This window comes from Tateyamaria sp. 7Alg 36, from assembly GCF_059882455.1.
This window is the reverse complement of record NZ_CM187613.1, coordinates 1,149,081-1,168,356: the sequence shown is the minus strand read 5'-3', so window position 1 is coordinate 1,168,356 and position 19,276 is coordinate 1,149,081. Positions and strand designations below refer to the sequence as shown.

Sequence of the window (19,276 nt, the reverse complement as noted above, 5' to 3'; positions counted from 1 at the left end):
CCCCTTGTGATCGTCGGGGGCGCTGACGCGCTTTTTTATGAGGGAAGGGGGCTCTGCCCCCTGGCCTGCGGCCACCCCCGGGATTTTTTCAGAACAGAGAAGGGTTAGCCGAGTTCCTTGAGGCGGGTGAGGGCCTCGTTCAGTTTGGCGTCTTCCTCTTCGCGCAAGGCGAGGTTGGCGCGGGTTTCTTCGACCACTTCTGGTGGCGCGCTTTGTGCGAATTTGGGGTTCTTGAGCCGCCCGCGCAGCCCGCCCAGTTCCTTGGCGAGTTTGCCGAGGGTTTTTTCCAGACGCGCGATTTCCTCGGCCACATCGATCACATCCGCCAAGGGCAGGCCGAAGGTGCCGCCGGTCACCGCAAGGGCGACTGTGCCTTTGGGGAAGTCGTCGACTTCGCTGAGGTTTTCGAGGCGGGCAAAGCGTTTGATGAGCGCTTCGTTGCGCCCATAGGCGGCTTTGGCGTCGTCTTCGAACCCTTTGACCACCAGCGGCACATAGGCACCGGCGGGCACATGCATCTGCGCACGGGCCGAGCGGATGGATTCGATTAGGCGGATCACCCAGTTCAACTCGCGGTCTGCCGCGCTGTCCACAAGGTCGCTGCCATAGGTGGGCCAGTCGGTGTGGATCAGCTTTTTCGGGCGCTCTTTCTTGCCCCAGAGTTCTTCGGTGATGAAGGGCATGATCGGGTGCAGCAGGATCAGGCATTGATCCAGCGCCCAAGCATAAGTCGCCTTGGTCTCCGCGATCTCGTCCGCTGTGCCGTCATCGAAAATCGGTTTGGTGAATTCCAGATACCAGTCGCAGAACGTGTTCCATGTGAACGCATAGAGCGCGCTGGCGGCATCGTTGAACCGGTATTCGGCAAGCGCCGCGTCCACGGTTTCGCGGGTCTTGGCGACTTCGCCCTTGATCCATGCGTTCAGCGGGTGTTTCGTTTCCGGCACAGCGTCGGAATGGGGCACGTCGAAGGTGCCGCGCATATCGCCGTAGCTGGCCGCGTTCCACAGTTTGGTGCCGAAGTTGCGGTAGCCCGCGATCCGCTGTGTGTCGAGTTTCAGCGCGCCACCAAGGCTCGCCATCGCCGCATTGGTAAAGCGCAGCGCGTCCGCGCCGAATTCGTCGATCAGGTCCAGCGGGTCCACCACGTTGCCGGTGGATTTCGACATCTTCTTGCCCTTGGCGTCGCGCACCAGCCCGTGCAGGTACACGGTGTTGAACGGAATATCGTCCACCACGGCCAGTTGCATCATCATCATCCGCGCCACCCAGAAGAACAGGATGTCCTGCCCTGTGATCAGGTCCGAGGTCGGGAAATAGCGTTTCAGCGCATCCGTATCCTCGGGCCAGCCGAGCGTGCCGATAGGCCAGAGGCCGGAAGAGAACCACGTGTCGAGCACATCGGGATCACGCCACAGGCGCACGGGCTGGCCGTCTTCCTGATATTTCAGGCTAATGGATTCTTCGGGTGTCTGGGCCTCTTCATCCACGAGGAAGCCGCGCGCGCCGCTGGGCTGGTAATAGGCGATGGCCAGTTCCAGCGCTTCTTCGTGGGTGGCGGCGCAGAAATGCACGGGGTTCTTGGTGTCCCATTCGTCCGAGGCGGTGCCGTCGTCGTTTTCGATATGGGTCACGCTGGGACCGTACCAGACGGGGATCTGGTGCCCCCACCAAAGCTGGCGCGAGATGCACCAAGGTTCGATGTTTTCCAGCCAGTGGAAATAGGTTTTCTCGCCCGACTCGGGCAGGATTTTCACATCGCCATTGCGCACCGCATCCAAGGCGGGGCCAACGATCTTATCTGTGTCCACAAACCACTGGTCCGTCAGAAGCGGTTCAATCACCACTTTGGAGCGGTCGCCAAAGGGCTGCATGATCGGCTTGTTCTCGACGAAAGGCACCAGTTGCGGCGCTTCGCCTTCTTCGGTGGGCGCGACCTCGACCATCACGGCGAGGCCTTCGGCGGTGACATCGGCCACGACTTTCTTGCGCGCCTCGAAACGGTCGAGACCGCGATATTCGTCCGGCACAAGGTTCATGGCGGCGATCATCGCCTCGGTGAATTCCTGTTCGCCATTGGCGATCTTCTGGGCAATCGCCGCCTCGGTCGCATAGGGCTGGCCGTCGCTGCGCATCGCGCCCTTGGTATCCATCAGGTTGTACATCGGGATCTTGCCGCGCTTGGCCACCTGATAGTCATTGAAGTCATGCGCGCCAGTGATCTTGACCGCGCCCGAGCCGAAATCGGGGTCGGGATATTCATCCGTGATGATCGGGATCAGGCGGCGGTGCTCTTTCGGGCCAACGGGGATTTCGCAGAGTTTTCCAACGATTGGCGCGTAACGCTCATCCGACGGATGAACTGCAACCGCGCCGTCGCCCAACATGGTTTCGGGCCGCGTGGTCGCGATCGAGATATAGTCGCGTTCCTCGGTCAGGGTGACGTTACCGTCTTCGTCCTTTTCCACATAGGTATATGTCTGACCGCCCGCGAGCGGGTATTTGAAGTGCCACATGTGGCCTGCGACTTCGATATTCTCGACTTCAAGGTCCGAGATCGCGGTTTCGAAATGCGGGTCCCAGTTGACCAACCGCTTGCCGCGATAGATCAGGCCCTTGTTGTACATCTCAATAAAGACCTTGATGACGGCATCGTGGAAGTTGCCATCCTGACCTTCGGGCGCACCGGGGGCGCCGGACATGGTGAACGCCTCGCGCGACCAGTCGCAGGACGCGCCAAGACGCTTGAGCTGGCTGACGATGGTGCCGCCGGATTCCGCCTTCCAGTCCCAGACCTTTTCAAGAAACTTCTCGCGTCCCAGTTCGACGCGGGTAGGTTGCTGGGTTTCGGCCAGCTTGCGTTCCACAACCATCTGCGTGGCGATGCCCGCGTGGTCGGTGCCCGGTTGCCACAGCGTGTCAAAGCCGCGCATCCGGTGCCAGCGCACCAGAATGTCCTGAAGTGTGTTGTTAAAGGCATGGCCCATGTGCAGCACGCCGGTGACGTTGGGCGGGGGGATCATCACGCAATAGGTGGCGGCATCGGTGCGCGCGTTCGCGCCCGCCGCGAAACAGCCCGCGGCCTCCCAATCGGCATAGATGCGTGCTTCTACCTCGGCGGCGTTGAATTTTTCGAAAGCCATGGCGCGTGCCCCTTTATCTGTTGCGCAGTGAGATAGCGGCGCGGTCCTGTGAAGGGAAGGGGCTTTTGCCCCGCCACGGGGGGCGGACCCGCCGCAAGGGACGGATCGCGCCGGATTTCCGCGCCGTCAGGTTACAGCGCGAGATAGGTCTTGAGCGCGGCCTCGGTCCCGTCGCGCCAGACAAGGTCCAGCCAGTAGGCAAAGCGCTGTGCAAAGCGCGCGTTCTTGCCAAGGTCGCCGTAGAACTGCGTCTGGTCGATCCATGCCTGCGGCGACGATTTCGCGGTCAGCGCGCTGCCTTGCAGCCGGTCCCAATGGGGGTCGTTGGGGTTGATGGTGCTGCCGTCTTCTCGGGTGCCTGCGCACATGCGCGCCCACAGCGCCTCGATCAGGGCAAGGCCGTCCATTGCCGAATCTGCCGCTAGCGCGTCGCGCAGGACGGGGTGCAGGAACCCCGCGTGGCGCGAGGAGCCGTCAAAGGCCACCCGCCGCGTGGTGTCGCGGATTTCGGGATTGGCAAAGCGGTCGGTGATCAGGTCGACATAGGCTGTCGGCTCCATTCCCGGAACGGGGGCGACGTGGGGCACGATCTCGGTCAGTTCGATCTTGCGGAACAGATCGCGGATCAGCGGGTGCGCCATGGTGCCTGCGATGGTGTCCACGGACAGCAACTCGCCCGGGGTCGCGATGATCTGGTGGCCCGCGTTCAGCAGGCGCAGCTTCATCGCCTCGAACGTGTGCACGTCATCGGTGAAGGTCGCGCCAACCTTGTCCCAATCGGGGCGGCCTGCGCAGAATTTGTCCTCGATCACCCATTGGCGGAAATTCTCGTGGGTGACGGGGGCGTTATCCTCGATCCCGAAAGTACGGACGAGCGCCAGTTCCGCAGGGCCGGTGGCGGGCACGATGCAGTCGACCATGGAGTTGGGGAACGTGGCGTTGGCGTCGATCCATGCGGCCAGATCGGGATCCGACAGGTCGGCCAGTCCCAGCACCGTTTGGCGCAGGATGTCACCATTGCCTTGCAGGTTGTCACAGCTTTGGCAGGTGAACGCGCCCAGACCAGCCGCGCGGCGGGCGGCAAGGGCTGCGACCATCGCGCCATAAGCGGTGCGCGGCGTGTCGGGATGGGCGGCGTCATGGACAATGTCGGGGTGCGCCGCATCAAAGCTGCCATCGGCAGCGACGTAATAGCCGCCTTCGGTCACGGTCAGTGCGACGATGCGGATCGCGGGTTCCGACATATGGTCGATCAGCGGTGCGTTGTCATCGGCCACCGGAATAAAACCGATCATGGATCCGGTCACTTCGGCGGATTTGCCCGACGGGTCGAGTTCGATCAACGTTGTCAGGCAGTCCTGCGCCAGCAGCCGTTCGCGTTGTGCCGCATCACCGGCGCGCACGCCCGCGCCCAGAATGGCCCAGTCATGCGCCAGCCCCATGTTCATCAGGCGGTGCAGATACCACGCCTGATGGCCACGGTGGAAATTGCCCAATCCGATATGCACGATGCCCGCGCTAAGGGCGGCACGGTCGTAAGAGGGGCGGGCAACGCCGTCAGGCAGGGCGCTTAGGGTATTCAGTGACAGTTCCATCAACTCATCCATTGGCCGCCATCGACGTTATACGTCTGCGACACGATGTAATCCGCTTCGTTCGAGGCCAGAAAGACCGCCATACCAGTCAGGTCGGCAGGCTGGGCAAAACGGCCCGCAGGCACGCCTGCGGCCACTTCGGCTTTCTTCTGGCCCGGTTCCTTGTTTTCGAGTTTGGCAAACATGGAATCGACGTGATCCCAATGCGCGCCGTCTACCACTCCGGGGGCGATGGCGTTGACGTTGATGCCGTGACGGATCAGGTCCAGCCCCGCCGATTGCGTCATCGAAATGACCGCCGCCTTGGTCGCGCAATAGACCAGCACCAGCGGTTCCCCGCGACGGCCCGCTTGGGACGCCATGTTGATGATCTTGCCGCCGTGGCCTTGGGCGATCATCTGCGCCGCTGCCGCCTGCATCGTGAACAGGGTGCCCGACACGTTGACCGCGAAAAGCTTGTCATAGCTGGCTTGTGTGATGCCCACCGTTTCGGCAGCGTCAAACAGGGCGGCGTTGTTGACCAGTATGTCGAGCTTGCCCGCCCGCGCCACCACGGCGGCGATAGCGGCGTCGATGCTGGTCTGTTTGGTCACGTCCAGTTCGATCGCATAGGCCGCATCGTCGATGTCGTTCGCAGCGCGCGTGGCGGCATCAAAGTCGATATCCGCAATCGCCACCTTCGCCCCTTCGGCCACATAGCGTTCAGCAAAGCCGCGCCCGATACCGCGCGCGGCCCCTGTGATCAGGGCGGATTTGCCGTCCAGCCGTTTCATGCGATGCGCAGCCCTTGCGCATCAAAGCGGTGGATCATGTCGGCATTGGGCGTGAGGTAGATGGTGTCGCCATGCTTGGCCTCGATATCGCCGGTGATCCGCACGGTCATCATGTCGGCCAGACCGGTTTCATGAACGTGGATGAACGTGTCGGACCCGAGGTGCTCGGCCACGCCGACGACGCCTTTCCACGTGCCTTCAGTCTTGGACACATCCATATGTTCGGGACGGATGCCGATGGTGGTCGCGTCATGCTTGGCCGCTTCTGGCCCTTCGATCAGGTTCATCTTGGGCGAGCCGATGAAACCGGCGACGAACTTGTTGCGCGGTGTGTGATAGAGTTCGAGCGGGCTTCCCACCTGTTCGATCACACCGGCTTGTAGCACGACAATCTTGTCGGCCATGGTCATCGCCTCGACCTGATCGTGGGTCACATAGATCATCGTGGTGGCGAGTTTCTTGTGCAGTTCCATAATCTCAAGCCGCATACCGACGCGCAGCGCCGCATCAAGGTTCGACAGTGGTTCGTCAAACAGGAAGGCGGCAGGTTCGCGCACAATTGCACGGCCAATGGCCACACGCTGACGCTGGCCACCGGACAACTGTCCCGGCTTGCGGTCCAGATAGTCGGTGAGGTTCAGCGCCTTGGCCGCCGCTTCGATCTTGGCGTCCTGTGTGGCCTGATCCATGCCTGCCATCCGCATCGGAAAGGCGATGTTCTTGCGCACGGTCATATGCGGGTACAGGGCGTAGGACTGGAACACCATCGCAAGGCTACGCTTGGCTGGGGGCAGGTGCGTGGCGTCGTTGCCGTTGATGCTGATATGGCCCGATGTGGTGTCTTCCAGACCGGCAATCAGGCGCAGCAGCGTGGATTTACCGCAGCCCGACGGGCCAACAAAGACTACAAATTCGCCTTCGTTGATTTCCAGATCCAATGGCGGGATGACCTGCACATCGCCAAAGCTTTTTTCGACTTGGTTGAGGGTAATTTGTCCCATCTGTCAGGTTCCTTATTTCACCGCGCCAAAGGTCAGGCCGCGCACGAGTTGTTTCTGTGAAAACCAACCCATGATCAGGATTGGAGCGATGGCCATTGTCGATGCCGCGCTAAGCTTGGCGTAGAACAGGCCCTCTGGGCTGGAGTAGCTGGCGATAAAGGCCGTGAGTGGTGCCGCCTTGGCCGCTGTAAGGTTGAGGGTCCAGAACGCCTCGTTCCATGCGAGGATGAAGTTCAACAGCAGGGTCGATGCAATGCCAGGTACCGCCATGGGCGTTAGGACATACAGGATCTCTGACTTCAGGCCCGCACCGTCCATCCGCGCCGCTTCCAGAATCTCGCCCGGAATTTCGCGGAAATAGGTATAAAGCATCCACACGATGATCGGCAGGTTGATCAGCATCAGCACGATGGTCAGACCGACAACGCTGTCCAGCAGCCCCAGTTTGATGAACAGCAGGTAGATCGGGTAGAGAACCCCCACCGCAGGCAGCATCTTGGTCGACAGCATCCACAGCAGGATGTCTTTGGTCCGGCGCGACGGCACAAAAGCCATTGACCACGCCGCAGGCACCGCGATGATGATGCCAAGGATCGTCGATCCCCCCGCGATGATGATCGAGTTCCACAGGAACCGCCCGTAGTTCGACCGTTCCATCACGACGCCGTAGTTCTCAGTGGTCCAGTCAAAGAACAGGAACAAGGGCGGGTCCGCGATGGCCTGCGCTTCGGTCTTGAAGCTGGTCAGGATGGTCCAGAGGATCGGGAAAAAGATCAGCAGACCGATCGCCCATGCGAGTGTTGTGTTGATCGCTTTGCGATTTGTCGTAACAGCACGTGCCATAGTGTCGTCCTCCCTTAGTTGTCGAGGTTCTTGCCGACGATGCGCATCAGGAAGATGGCAACGATATTGGCAAGGATGATGGCATAGACGCCGCCCGCAGACCCCAGCCCGATGTTCTGGCTTTCCAGCACGCGCTGGAAGATAAGGTAAGACAGGGTACGGGTGCCGAACGCGCCGCCGGTGGTCACAAAGATTTCCGCAAAGATTGCCAGCAGAAAGATCGTCTGGATCAGCACCACAATGGTGATGGCGCGCGACAGGTGGGGCAGGGTGATGAAGGCAAAACGTGCCAGTGGCGATGCGCCATCCATCTCTGCGGCCTCAAGCTGTTCGCCGTCCAGCGACTGGATCGCGGTCAGCAGGATGAGTGTGGCAAAGGGTAACCACTGCCAAGAAACGATCAGGATGATCGACGGGGTGGCGGCATCCGACAGCCAGCTTACCGGCTCGGCTCCGAACAGGCGCCACAGGTGGGCAAACAACCCGTTGGTCGGATCCATAAAGATATTCTTCCACACAAGTGCGGAAACGGTCGGCATTACAAAGAAGGGCGCGATTACAAGGATCCGCACGACCCCCTGTCCCCACATCGGCTGATCCAGCAGGATCGCGAGCAGCACACCGAGGACAATCGTGATGACCAATACGCCGATAAGGATGATCAGCGTTGTGGAAATGGCGGGCCAGAAGGAACTGGAGGTAACGAACCGGACATAGTTGTCAAATCCGGTCCAGCCCTGATCACCGCCACGCAGCGGCAGATAGGTGCGGAACGAGAACCACAATGTCATGGTGAGAGGGACCAGCATCCAGCCCAAGAGCAGGACCACTGCGGGCGCCATCATCAGTCTGGCGGCGGATCGGGAAGCTTTGGTGGCCATTGGATACGTCTCCTCCGTGCACAGGGGGCGGCAATTGCCCCTGCTATGGACGTCAGTTGAATGTTTGGTGTCAGTTTATCAGAACCGGAGGGCGAACGCGCCGCCCTCCGATAGGGGGGAAGGGCGGCTTAGCGGTAGCCAGCTGCTTCCATAGCTTCGTTGGTCAGGGCTTGTGCCTTTTCCAGCGCTTCTTCGATGGTCTGCTGACCGGCATAGGCCGCCGAGAACTCTTGGCTCACTTCGGTCGCGATACCGGCAAATTCGGGGATCGCGGCGAACTGGACGCCAACATAGGGGCTTTCTTTAACGGTCGAGTTGTTCGGATCAGCCGACAGGATCGAATCCAGCGTCATCTGTGCGAACGGCACTTTCTGGTACTCTGGGTTCTCGTAGAGCGATGTACGCGCACCCGGAGGGACGTTCGCCCAACCTTCGTTTGCGGCAACCATTTCGATGTAGTCGGTGCCTGTCGCCCATTCGATGAACTGCTTGGCTTCGGCTTCTTGCTGGGTGCCGGCGGGGATCGCCAGTGCCCATGCCCACAGCCAGTTGGAGCGTTTGCCCATGCCTGTGTCTGGTGCCAGAGCGAAACCAACGCTGTCAGCAACGGTCGAGTCGTCGCCGGTCACAAAGGATGCCGCAACAGTGGCGTCGATCCACATGCCGCATTTGCCTTGGTTGAACAGGTTCAGGTTCTCGTTGAAGCCGTTTGTCGCGTAACCGGCAGGGCCGGATGCGTCCATCATGTTCTTGTAGAAGTTCAGGGTGTTAGCCCACTCTTCTGTGTCGAACTGGGCGTTCCAGTCCATGTCGAACCAGCGTGCGCCGAACGAGTTGGACATCGCGGTGATGAATGCACCACCTTCGCCCCAACCGGCTTTGCCGCGCAGGCAGATGCCGTTGATGTCGGCGTCACGGTCGGTCATCGCAGCCGCAGCTTCGGCGATGAATTCCCATGTGGGCGCTTCCGGCATTTCCAGACCCGCTTTTTCCATCAGGTCGGTGCGGTACATGATCATCGAGCTTTCGCCGTAGAACGGTGCCGCATAGAGCGTGCCGTCGTGGCTCAGGCCGCCTGCCATCGCGGGCAGGATGTCATCGGCGTTGTATTCGTCGGACAGGTCGTCCAGCGGGACCAGCCATCCGTTGGCACCCCAGATCGGTGTTTCGTACATACCGATTGTCATGATGTCGAACTGGCCACCTTTGGTGGTGATGTCCGTGGTCACACGCTGGCGCAGCACGTTTTCTTCCAGTGTCACCCATTCGACATTGATGCCGGATTCTTCGGTGAATTTGTCGGTGTAGCCCTGCATACGGATCATGTCGCCGTTGTTCACGGTCGCGATCGTCAGCGTTTTCGAATGGCCATCCGCGGCAGCGATGCCTGCGGAAAGACCCAGACCGACCGCTGTGGTCAGCAGAGTTTGCTTGATAGACATTTCGTGTCCTCCCATTTTTACACACGTAAACTTAGGCGGCGCGTCGATTTCAAGTCAAGCTATTTTAACGGGCAGTTGAATGCTGCACTGCGGAAAAAATGGGCGTCAGGCGGACTCGCGCAATTTTAACGCCCCGTCAAAAAGGGTGATCTCGGGCGTATCATGTTCACTTTCCTTGTGAATTATCTGAAGCAGCCGCGAGACAGCCTTCTTGCCGATGGCATCGGTGTTCTGCGCCACGGTGGTCAGCGCGGGGTTCAGGAACGGGCACAGCGGGTAGTCATCGTGACCTGCAATGCGCAAGCCCCCCGCCGCCGAACGCCCCGGTGCGAGCCCGTGGCGGGCCGCCGCGCGAATCGCGCCGATGGCCACGCGGTCGTTCACGCACAGGATCGACTGGTCGGTTAGGTCGCCATGGGCAAAGGCTGCGCTTAGAACCGCCTCGCCATGTTCCTCGAAGTCGCCTTCGGAGGTGACTTTTTCGGTGCCTATGATGCGTGGTTCGAACCCCAGTTCCTGCATTTTGGTCACATAAGCCGCCTCGCGCTCAAGCGCATTGAAGTTCACACGGGGCATGGCCAGAAACACCGGCGGATCGCCGACACGGCACAAATATTCGGTGATCAAACCTGTGGCCTGTTGGTGATTTGTGCCCACAAAATCGACGTTCGGCATGGTTTTGGGGCGTGAATCCATCAAAATGAAGGGCAGGCGCGATTTCAGCTTCATCTGCACTTCTTCGTCGCTGTGATCGCCCAAGGGGGCCACGATGGCGCCGTCAACGCTCATCGACATAAGGGTTTCTGCGGCGCGCGCTTCGATCGCGGGGTCCGAGTGCGAACACTGCGTGATGACGGTCATGCCCGCCTCCATCGCGGCGGCCTCGACCGATTCCAGCAGCTTGGTAAAGAACAGGTCGTTGAGATAGGGAATGATCACGCCGATCATCCCTGTGCTTTTGCGGTTCAGTCGCGTGGCAAAGAAGTTCGGCACATATTCCACGCGCGACAGCCCGTCTTCGATGCGGGCCACGGTGTTCGGCTTGACCGAGGTAGGGTCCTGAAAGAACCGCGACAGGGTCGGGCGCGATACGCCAATCGCGACGGACAATTCTTCCATCGTTTTGATGCGCGGCTTGCTCATGTGGTCCTATCCTCTTTGGGTTGTAAGTCTATGTAACCTTTTTCGCCGCTTTGTCGATGAACTTTTTACACGCGGTAAAAATGTGACCCGACGTTCTTTTACATCACGCAAGGCAAAAGCCCGCTGCCGTTCAATACGGGCACGGGTTCTGGATCGGTGGGTTTGGAAAGGTAGGGTGCGGAACCCTATGGGGCGGCGCGCGCCCCTAGACCGTCACGGGAACGGCGTCCGCGGCATCGTTTGCCGCGCCTTGCGTGATGCTGACAGGCAGGGCCGCGACAATCTCGGCCATGGCGGAAATTGCGATCAACGGGGCCTCGCGCAGCGAGGGGACCAGACCAATCGGCCCTTTGATCCGCGCGGCCGTCTCGGGCGGCACGCCAAGCGCCTCGAGCCGCAGCAGTCGCGCCGCATGGGTGCGGGTGCTGCCCAGACTGCCAAGAAAATGCGCGGGGCTGTCCAAGGCTTCGCGCAACAGCTCCGGTTCCCAGTCGTGATCGTGAAACAGGGTCAGAAAGGCAGAGAACGGATCAAGCATGTCCATCGGGGCCACATGCGCAGGCGAGGTCAGGTGTACCGGCGGGGCATCGGCCACGTCACGGACGGCGGCAATGTCATCCTCGTCCGGTGACAGGAGGTATAGTTGAAAGCCCGCCGAATGCACGACCTGCGCCATAGCGCGGAACACCGCCCCGCGCCCCGCCAATACAAAGCGGTATTTCGGCGTATAGGTGAACTGCACCGGCGCAGGCGCGTCCGGCACATCAAAGGTCAGCGACACAGGTTTGCGTGCAACGAACCCGTCATGTGCGGCCCGTATCGCATCCCCGTCAGGCGCGGGGTCGATCAGAACCGACAGCGCTCCGCCACAGGGCAGTTTCAGATCGGCATAGCGCGATCCGTTGCCATAGCGGACCAGTTGTTTCTGGCCGGTTTCCAGCGCCTCGCTTGCGTGCAACTGGATGTCGCGGTCGATACAGCCGTTCGACAGATAGCCGACCATCGCGCCCGCATCATCGACCAGCGCGAGCGAGCCGACCTCGCGCGCGGCACCGCCCTCGATTGCGACCGAGGTGATAAGGGCAAAAGCGCGGCCTTGCCCGATCAGCAAAGCCGCGTGCGCGATCACATCACTGGGATGTTCGACAAATGTGATGGGCTCAGGCAACGGGGTCCTCTTCCATGACATCGACGAAGTTCTTGAAAAACTTGGCCGCGAGTTTCTTGGCGGTGCTCTGGATCAGGCGGCTGCCCAATTGGGCCAGCTTGCCACCGATGGCCGCTTTGGCGTCATAGCGCAAGATCGTCTGATCGCCATCCGCGGTCAAGGTCACATCGGCCCCGCCCTTTGCATGACCCGCAGCCCCGCCATTGCCCTGTCCCGTCAGGGAAAACGCATCCGGCGCGCCGCTTTTGTCCAGTTGCACATCGCCAGAGAACCGCGCCTTGACCGGCCCGACCTTCAGGACAACTTTCGCCTCCAGCTCGGTGTCTGAATGCTGGATCAGCTCCTCACAGCCCGGAATGCAGCGTTGCAGCACCTCGGGATCGTTCAGCGCGGCATAGACGCGTTCCTTGGGGGCGTTGATGATGATTTCGTCTGCAAGTTCCATTGTATGTCCTCCGTTAGCAACATGGGAATTTCGTCTGGGCAAGCCGTTCGGCCTGTTCCGGTGTCAGGGCCAGTCTGGCGCGCAGGCGGCGCAAGCGGTGCCAGAACCGCGTCACGCCTCTGCCTCGGCAGCTTGGGCGGTTATCTTGCTGCGCCGCACGCTGACCAGTTCAGCGAGGATCGACAGGGCGATCTCCTCGGGCGTGACTGCACCGATATCCAGTCCGGCGGGCGCTTTGACCGCGTCGATGGCGGCGCGGGGCAGGCCGGTTGCTTCCAACTTGTCTGCCAGCGTGGCGAATTTGCGGGTGCTGCCGACAAAGGCGACGTGACGGGCAGGCGCGGCCAGCGCGGCTTGCAGCGCGTCCATGTCACCCTGTCCTTGGGTGGCGATAACGATGACTTGCGGGCGGGGGGAAGTCGCATCCTGCGAAATCTCGGACCCTGTTGCCCAGTGAAACTGCGGGGCCAGCCGGATCAACGCTTCGGCCACGGGCGACGCGCCCAGCACCACCAGAAGGGGCGCGGGCATGCAGGGTTCGATAAAAATATCGACGCTGCCACGGGACGGGCAGCCGTTGCGGGCAAAGCGCGTGCCATCCACCTCGTCCCCCGCCGCAACACCCTTTTCGGCCAGCAATTCCTCGGGTGCGACCGATACCAGTTGCGGCGTGCCCGACCGCAGCGCATCAAGTGCGGCGCGTTTTACCGCCCCGCGTGTGCATCCCCCGCCCAGCCAGCCGTGCAATATCGTGCCATCCGCGCTCAGCAATGCCTTCGCCCCCGGCTTGGCGGCAGTTGCCCCGGCAGTGCGCACGATGGTGGCAAAAGCAAAGGGCTGCGCCTTGGCACGCAACTCCTCGGCTGCTTGGGCGATATCGCCTGACTGAAACTCGGCAGGGGTCACAGCGCGGCAAGCTCCTGTTCCAAAGCGGCCAGATCACCCAGCGTGTTGGCAGGGGCAAACAGGTCCAGATGGGGCAGGGCGGCGGCCATGCCTTCGGCCACGGGGGCGTAGTCCTTCCAGCCCTTGAGCGGGTTCAGCCAGATCACCTTGCAGCCGCGTTTCTTCAGCTTGGACAGGGCTGCGGCCATAGTGTCGGGCGCGGCAGTGTCATAGCCGTCCGACAGGATCAGCACGACGCTGCGCCCGTCCACAAAGCGGCGCGCATAGGTGTCGGCGAACAGACCCAGCGATGGCCCGATCTTGGACCCGCCCCCGAACCCGTCCGCCATCAGCGACATGCGCCCGATCCCGCGCATGACGTCCTTGTCGCGCAACGCCTCGGTGATACGCACAAGGCGGGTGTGGAACAGATAGGCGTCAGCATGTGTGTCGGCGCGCATCAGCCCCGCAAGGAAGGCTAGGAACACCTGCGCATAGATCGTCATCGACCCCGACACATCGCACAGGGCCACAATCTTGCGCGCGCGGTCGGGGCGGCGCTTGCGCAGTAGGCGTACAGGCTCGCCCCCCGTGGACAGGCTGTGCCTTATCGTCTTGCGGAAATGCAGCCGGTCGCCCTTGCGTGCCGCAATGCGACGGCGCGAGCGTTTGTCGCGCAGCGCGGCACCTAGACGGCGGGCGACGGCCTCGGCCTCTGCCACATCTTCTGGGCGGACCAAATCGCGCAAATCCTTTCGGGCGAGATTGCGCGCTTTGGTGGCGATCAGCTTGCCGGTGCCGTCGCTTTCGGCCTCGTCCTGTCCGTCATCGGGCGCGGTGGCCGATCCGGCGGCGCTGGCATCCTTTCCCGTCCCGTCGCGCGATGAATGGACATCGTCGTTCAGCGTCGCGGCGGTGTTCTTGATGACCTTCTGTTTCACCCGCCCCGCATCCATCCAATAGCTGTCGAACAGCGCGTCAAAGCGGTCGGCCTCGTCTTTGCAGCCCGTGCACACAGCCCGCAGCGCGCGGCGGCACTGGTCAGGAGAGATCGCGTGCACCTGTGTCAGTGCGGCCATGCACAATTCCGCCTCGGCCACGCCAAGGCGCAGGCCGTTATGGCGCAAATGGTCGATAAAGCCGACAAGCCGCGCCGCCGGACCGCTGTCGCGCGCGGCAAAGCGACTAACGCGGCTCATGCGGCACGTCCCGCGATGCGCTGGGCCACTTCGGGGGTGATCTGCGCCTGATCCTCGCGGGTTTTCAGCAGGGTGGTCAGGGTGGATTGCAGCACCACCGGATCGTCTGTCAGATCGGCAATGCCCAGACCTGACAGGGCGGCGGCAAAGTCCAGCATCTCGGCCACGCCCGGTGTTTTATCAAGGTCTTCGGCCCGAAGCTTTTGCACAAAGCCCACCACCTGACGGGCAAGGCGGTCCTCGACCTCGGGACAACGGGCGCGCAGGATCGCCAGTTCGGTCTCGCGGTCGGGATAATCCACGTGGGTATACAGACACCGCCGCCGCAGAGCATCCGACAGATCGCGCGTACCGTTAGAGGTCAGTATGACAACAGGCTTGCTGGTGGCGGTGATGGTCCCCAGTTCGGGGATGGAGACTTGGTATTCTGACAGGATTTCCAGCAGATACGCCTCGAACTCCTCGTCGGCGCGGTCGATCTCGTCAATCAGAAGGACGGGCGGAGTATCTTGGGTAATAGCGGCGAGCAGGGGCCGTTCCAGCAGGAAATCGCGAGAGAAAATGCGCGCCTCGACCGCCTTGCCGGTTTCGCCGTCCTCGGCAGCGGCGCGGATCGTCAATAGCTGACGCTGGTAGTTCCATTCGTAAATCGCCTGTGCGGCATCCAGCCCCTCATAACATTGCAGCCGGATCAGCTTGGCCTCGCGCATCGTAGACAGGGCGCGCGCGACTTCCGTCTTGCCCACACCTGCCGCGCCTTCCAGCAGCAGCGGGCGGCCAAGCGTCAGCGCCAGATGCAGCGCCACGGCCAGATCGTCCGAGGCAACATAACCCGTGCGCGCCAGCGCGTGTTGTAAATCCGTCCAGATCATAACGATGTCCCCAGATCAGGCAGGGCGGGGCAGGCCGGAACCTGCCCCGCGCCATCCTATCAGTCGTGCAGGCCCAGCTTGTTGGCCGTCTGCCAGATGCGCCAGTGATCGTGCGGCATGTTGGTGTGACGGTTGCCAAACGGGCGGAACGCATCCTGCACCGCGTTCGAGAAACAAGGCACGCCACCCACATGGGGGCTTTCGCCGACGCCCTTGGCCCCGATAGGGTGGTGGGGCGACGGGGTGACGGTATAGTCCGTTTCGTAATTGGGTACCTCCCACGCTGTTGGCAGGAAAAAGTCCATCAGCGTGCCGGTCTTTACGTTGCCCATATCGTCATAGGCAATCTCTTGGCCCAGTGCGACGGCGAGCGCCTCGGTCAGACCGCCATGCACCTGTCCTTCGATGATCATCGGGTTGATCCGCGTGCCGCAATCATCCAGCGCATAGAAACGGCGGATGTCCGTGACACCCGTGTCCACGTCGATGTCCATCACACAGACATAGGCGCCGAACGGATAGGTCATGTTGGGCGGATCATAATAGCTGACCGCTTCCAGCCCCGGTTCCAGCCCCGGAATGGCCTGATTATAGGCGGCAAAGGCGATTTCCTTCATCGTCTTGAACTTTTCGGGCGCGCCTTTCACGACAAAACGGTCGACGTCGAATTCGATGTCGTTGTCGTGCACCTCAAGCAGATAGGCCGCGATCATCTGCGCCTTGGCGCGGATCTTGCGCCCTGCCATGGCCGTGGCCGCACCTGCAACCGGAGTCGAGCGTGACCCGTAGGTGCCAAGCCCGTAAGGCGCGGTGTCGGTGTCGCCTTCCTCGATTGTGATGCTGTCGGCAGGCAGGCCGATTTCCGAGGCGAGGATTTGCGCGAATGTCGTCGCGTGGCCCTGACCTTGGGAGATGGTGCCCAGACGCGCAATCGCAGAGCCCGTTGGGTGGATGCGGATTTCGCAACTGTCGAACATGCCAAGGCCAAGGATATCACAATTCTTGACCGGTCCTGCACCGACGATCTCGGTAAAGAAGGACAGACCGATGCCCATGATGGACCGCGTTTTGCCCGCTTTGAAATCCTCGACCCGCTGGGCCTGTTCGGCGCGCAGCCCGTCGTAGTCGACGGCCTTTAGCGCCTTGTCCCACGCGGTGTGGTAATCGCCGCTGTCATATTCCCAGCCAAGGGCGGCCGTGTAGGGGAACTGTTCCTTCTTGATGAAGTTGATGCGGCGCAATTCGGCGGCATCCATGTTCAACTCTATCGCCAGAACCTCGATCATGCGTTCGATGAAATACACAGCCTCTGTCACGCGGAACGAACAGCGGTAGCTGACCCCGCCCGGTGCTTTGTTGGTATAGACGCCATCGACCTCAAGATAGGCGGTGGGGATGTCGTAAGACCCCGTGCAGATGTTCATGAAACCGGCGGGAAACTTGGTCGGGTCCGCGCAGGCGTCAAAGCCGCCGTGATCGGCTGTGACATGACAGTGCAGGCCGGTGATCTTGCCCTCTTTGGTGGCGGAAATCCGGCCCGTCATGTGATAATCACGCGCAAAGGCGGTGGTCATCAGGTTGTCCATCCGGTCTTCGATCCACTTGACCGGCTTGCCGGTAACGATGGAGGCAACGACCGAACACACATAGCCCGGATAGGCACCGACCTTGTTGCCAAAGCCCCCGCCAATATCGGGCGAGATCACGCGGATGTTGTGTTCTTCGATCCCCGAGATCAGCGAGACAACCGTGCGGATCGCGTGCGGGGCCTGAAACGTGCCCCACAGGGTCAGCTTGCCGTTGACCTTGTCCATCGACGCCACACAGCCGCAGGTTTCCAGCGGGCAAGGGTGGGTGCGGTGGTAGTACATCGTTTCTTCGGCCACGACTTCGGCGGCACCGATCACCTGTTCGGTGGGTTCCTTATCGCCTGCCTCCCATGTGAAGATGTGATTGTGATGCTTGCGCGGGCCATGGGCACCGTCGGGCAGGCTGCCATCCTCGCCCACCAGATCCTCGCGCAGGACCACATCCGATTTCAGCGATTCAAACGGGTCCACGATGACGGGCAGTTCTTCGTATTCGACCTCGACCGCCTCGATCCCGTCTGCTGCGGCATAGCGGTCTTCGGCCACGACGAACGCGACCTCCTGACCCTGAAACAGCACTTTGCCATCGGCCAGCACCATCTGTTTGTCACCGGCCAGTGTCGGCATCCAGTGCAGGCCCAGCGGGCGCAAATCGTCCGCTGTCAGCACCGCTAGAACACCGGGGACTTTCAGGGCCGCTTCGCTGTTGATGCTGGTGATGCGCGCATGGGCATAGGGCGAGCGGACGAAGTCGCCAAACAGCATCCCGTCCAGCTTGATGTCGTCAACGTAGTTGCCCTTGCCTTGGGTGAAACGGGCATCCTCGACCCGCTTGCGCGAGCATCCCATGCCTTTGAGGTTGGCGACGCGGTCGTCGCGGCTTTCTACTTCGTCCTTCATTCTGCGGCCTCCTTGGCTGCATTCATCTCGGCCGCGGCGGCCTGAATGGATTTCACGATGTTCTGGTATCCGGTGCAGCGGCACAGGTTGCCGGCCATGCCAAAGCGGATGTCCTCTTCGGTCGGGTTCGGATTTTCCTCAAGCAGCTTGGTGGCGCGGGTGATCATGCCGGGCGTGCAATAGCCGCATTGCAGCCCGTGATGTTCCTTGAACGCGGTCTGCAACGGATGCAGGTCGTCCGGTCCGCCGATCCCTTCGATGGTGGTGATTTCCGCGCCATCGGCTTGGGCGACGAACATGGTGCAGGATTTCACCGACTTGCCGTTGATCGTGACGGTGCAGGCCCCGCAATGGGAGGTCTCGCAACCGATATGCGGGCCGGTGATGTTCAGCCGCTCGCGCAGCGTATAGATCAGCAATTCGCGCGGCTCGGCCAGAAACTCTTCGGCCTTGCCGTTCACATTCATCTGGATGTGCATCTTCTTTGACATGTTTTCCCCTCCCTTACGCCCGCGACCAAGCGCGTTCGATGGCGCGGCGTAGAATTACGCCCGCCACGTGTTTCTTGAATGCAATCGGCCCGCGGTTGTCCTCGGTCGGGTCGATGTCGTTCAGCATCGCTGCCACCGCGTTTTTCAATGCCGCGTCATCGAGTGATGTACCGACCAGCGCGTCGCTGGCCGCTTGCGAATAGATCGGCGTGTCGCTGAGGTTCGTCATCGCGATCGAGGCCGACGCGCAGGTGCCGCCATCCTTGGTGATCTGCACTGCGGCAGCAGCCGTGGCGTAATCCCCGATCTTGCGCTTTTGCTTTTCATAGGCATAGCCGCCCGCAGGCAGGGAGAGGGTCACAGCCGTCAGAACCTCGTCATCGGCGCGGTCGGTCATATAGGCCGCCTCGTAAAAGTCGCGCGCGGCGACCTCGCGTTCGCCATCAGGGCCGATCAGGGTGAAGGTCGCATCAAGGCATTGCATTAATCCCGGCATGTCGTTGCCCGGATCGCCATTGGCCACGTTGCCCCCCACAGTGCCCATGTTGCGCACTTGCGGGTCCGCGATTTGCAGCGCCGCCTCGCGCAGAATAGGTGCGGCGGCGAACAGGGCGTCATCGGCGATAATGTCGGTCTGTGTGACCAACGCGCCAATACGGATCCTGTCGCCGCCGACTTCGATTGCACTTAGACCCGCAATATCTTGCAGGTCGATCAGGTGCGGCACGTCGGCCATGCGCAGCTTCATCATCGGGATTAGGCTGTGGCCACCCGCCATGACGCGGGCGTCGTCGCCGTGTTCCTCTAACAGCGCAAGGACACCGCCCAAATCCTGCGGTCTGTGATACTCGAATGAAGCTGGAATCATGAGCTTTCCTCCCAAAAAGCGTAGTGACGTGCAGGAGG

General features: G+C 61.4%; 16 protein-coding genes. All 16 read right to left on the bottom strand.

What is annotated here, in order from left to right:
- Positions 1-104: 104 nt before the first annotated feature.
- A complete protein-coding gene (locus tag AC6GQJ_RS05590; protein ID WP_500772598.1) occupies positions 105-3,143 on the bottom strand; it encodes a valine--tRNA ligase in 3,039 nt (1,012 codons plus the stop codon).
- A gap of 131 nt (positions 3,144-3,274) precedes the next feature.
- A complete protein-coding gene (locus AC6GQJ_RS05585) occupies positions 3,275-4,738 on the bottom strand; it encodes a mannitol dehydrogenase family protein (RefSeq protein WP_500772596.1) in 1,464 nt (487 codons plus the stop codon).
- Entirely contained in the window at positions 4,738-5,511 is a 774-nt protein-coding gene (locus AC6GQJ_RS05580) for an L-iditol 2-dehydrogenase (protein ID WP_500772594.1), read from the bottom strand. Before AC6GQJ_RS05580 ends, AC6GQJ_RS05585 begins: the two co-directional genes overlap by 1 nt.
- Positions 5,508-6,512, bottom strand: a complete 1,005-nt coding sequence (locus AC6GQJ_RS05575) for an ABC transporter ATP-binding protein (RefSeq protein ID WP_500772592.1) — start codon at positions 6,510-6,512, stop codon at positions 5,508-5,510. Before AC6GQJ_RS05575 ends, AC6GQJ_RS05580 begins: the two co-directional genes overlap by 4 nt.
- A gap of 12 nt (positions 6,513-6,524) precedes the next feature.
- Positions 6,525-7,355 (bottom strand): carbohydrate ABC transporter permease, encoded by an 831-nt coding sequence (locus tag AC6GQJ_RS05570; RefSeq protein ID WP_500772590.1) that lies wholly within the window; start codon positions 7,353-7,355, stop codon positions 6,525-6,527.
- Between the two features lie 14 nt (positions 7,356-7,369).
- Positions 7,370-8,236, bottom strand: a complete 867-nt coding sequence (locus tag AC6GQJ_RS05565; protein WP_500772588.1) for a carbohydrate ABC transporter permease — start codon at positions 8,234-8,236, stop codon at positions 7,370-7,372.
- A 128-nt stretch (positions 8,237-8,364) separates the two neighbouring features.
- Positions 8,365-9,678 (bottom strand): ABC transporter substrate-binding protein, encoded by a 1,314-nt coding sequence (locus AC6GQJ_RS05560; RefSeq protein WP_500772586.1) that lies wholly within the window; start codon positions 9,676-9,678, stop codon positions 8,365-8,367.
- A gap of 105 nt (positions 9,679-9,783) precedes the next feature.
- Positions 9,784-10,821 (bottom strand): LacI family DNA-binding transcriptional regulator, encoded by a 1,038-nt coding sequence (locus AC6GQJ_RS05555; protein ID WP_500772584.1) that lies wholly within the window; start codon positions 10,819-10,821, stop codon positions 9,784-9,786.
- A 205-nt stretch (positions 10,822-11,026) separates the two neighbouring features.
- Positions 11,027-11,989 carry an XdhC family protein gene (locus AC6GQJ_RS05550; RefSeq protein WP_500772582.1) on the bottom strand — a complete coding sequence of 321 codons (963 nt, stop codon included), beginning with the start codon at positions 11,987-11,989 and terminating at the stop codon, positions 11,027-11,029.
- Positions 11,982-12,434 (bottom strand): SRPBCC family protein, encoded by a 453-nt coding sequence (locus tag AC6GQJ_RS05545; RefSeq protein ID WP_500772580.1) that lies wholly within the window; start codon positions 12,432-12,434, stop codon positions 11,982-11,984. Before AC6GQJ_RS05545 ends, AC6GQJ_RS05550 begins: the two co-directional genes overlap by 8 nt.
- Positions 12,435-12,545: 111 nt before the next feature.
- Positions 12,546-13,340, bottom strand: a complete 795-nt coding sequence (locus tag AC6GQJ_RS05540; protein ID WP_500772578.1) for an XdhC family protein — start codon at positions 13,338-13,340, stop codon at positions 12,546-12,548.
- Positions 13,337-14,518, bottom strand: a complete 1,182-nt coding sequence (locus AC6GQJ_RS05535) for a vWA domain-containing protein (protein WP_500772576.1) — start codon at positions 14,516-14,518, stop codon at positions 13,337-13,339. Before AC6GQJ_RS05535 ends, AC6GQJ_RS05540 begins: the two co-directional genes overlap by 4 nt.
- A complete protein-coding gene (locus AC6GQJ_RS05530) occupies positions 14,515-15,390 on the bottom strand; it encodes an AAA family ATPase (protein ID WP_500772574.1) in 876 nt (291 codons plus the stop codon). Before AC6GQJ_RS05530 ends, AC6GQJ_RS05535 begins: the two co-directional genes overlap by 4 nt.
- Positions 15,391-15,449: 59 nt before the next feature.
- Complete coding sequence (locus tag AC6GQJ_RS05525; protein WP_500772572.1) at positions 15,450-17,879, bottom strand: aerobic carbon-monoxide dehydrogenase large subunit; 2,430 nt, start codon at positions 17,877-17,879, stop codon at positions 15,450-15,452.
- Positions 17,876-18,370, bottom strand: a complete 495-nt coding sequence (locus tag AC6GQJ_RS05520; RefSeq protein WP_500772570.1) for a (2Fe-2S)-binding protein — start codon at positions 18,368-18,370, stop codon at positions 17,876-17,878. The genes AC6GQJ_RS05525 and AC6GQJ_RS05520 overlap by 4 nt, the downstream gene beginning before the upstream one ends.
- A 13-nt stretch (positions 18,371-18,383) precedes the next feature.
- Positions 18,384-19,238 (bottom strand): FAD binding domain-containing protein, encoded by an 855-nt coding sequence (locus tag AC6GQJ_RS05515; protein ID WP_500772568.1) that lies wholly within the window; start codon positions 19,236-19,238, stop codon positions 18,384-18,386.
- Positions 19,239-19,276 lie beyond the last annotated feature (38 nt).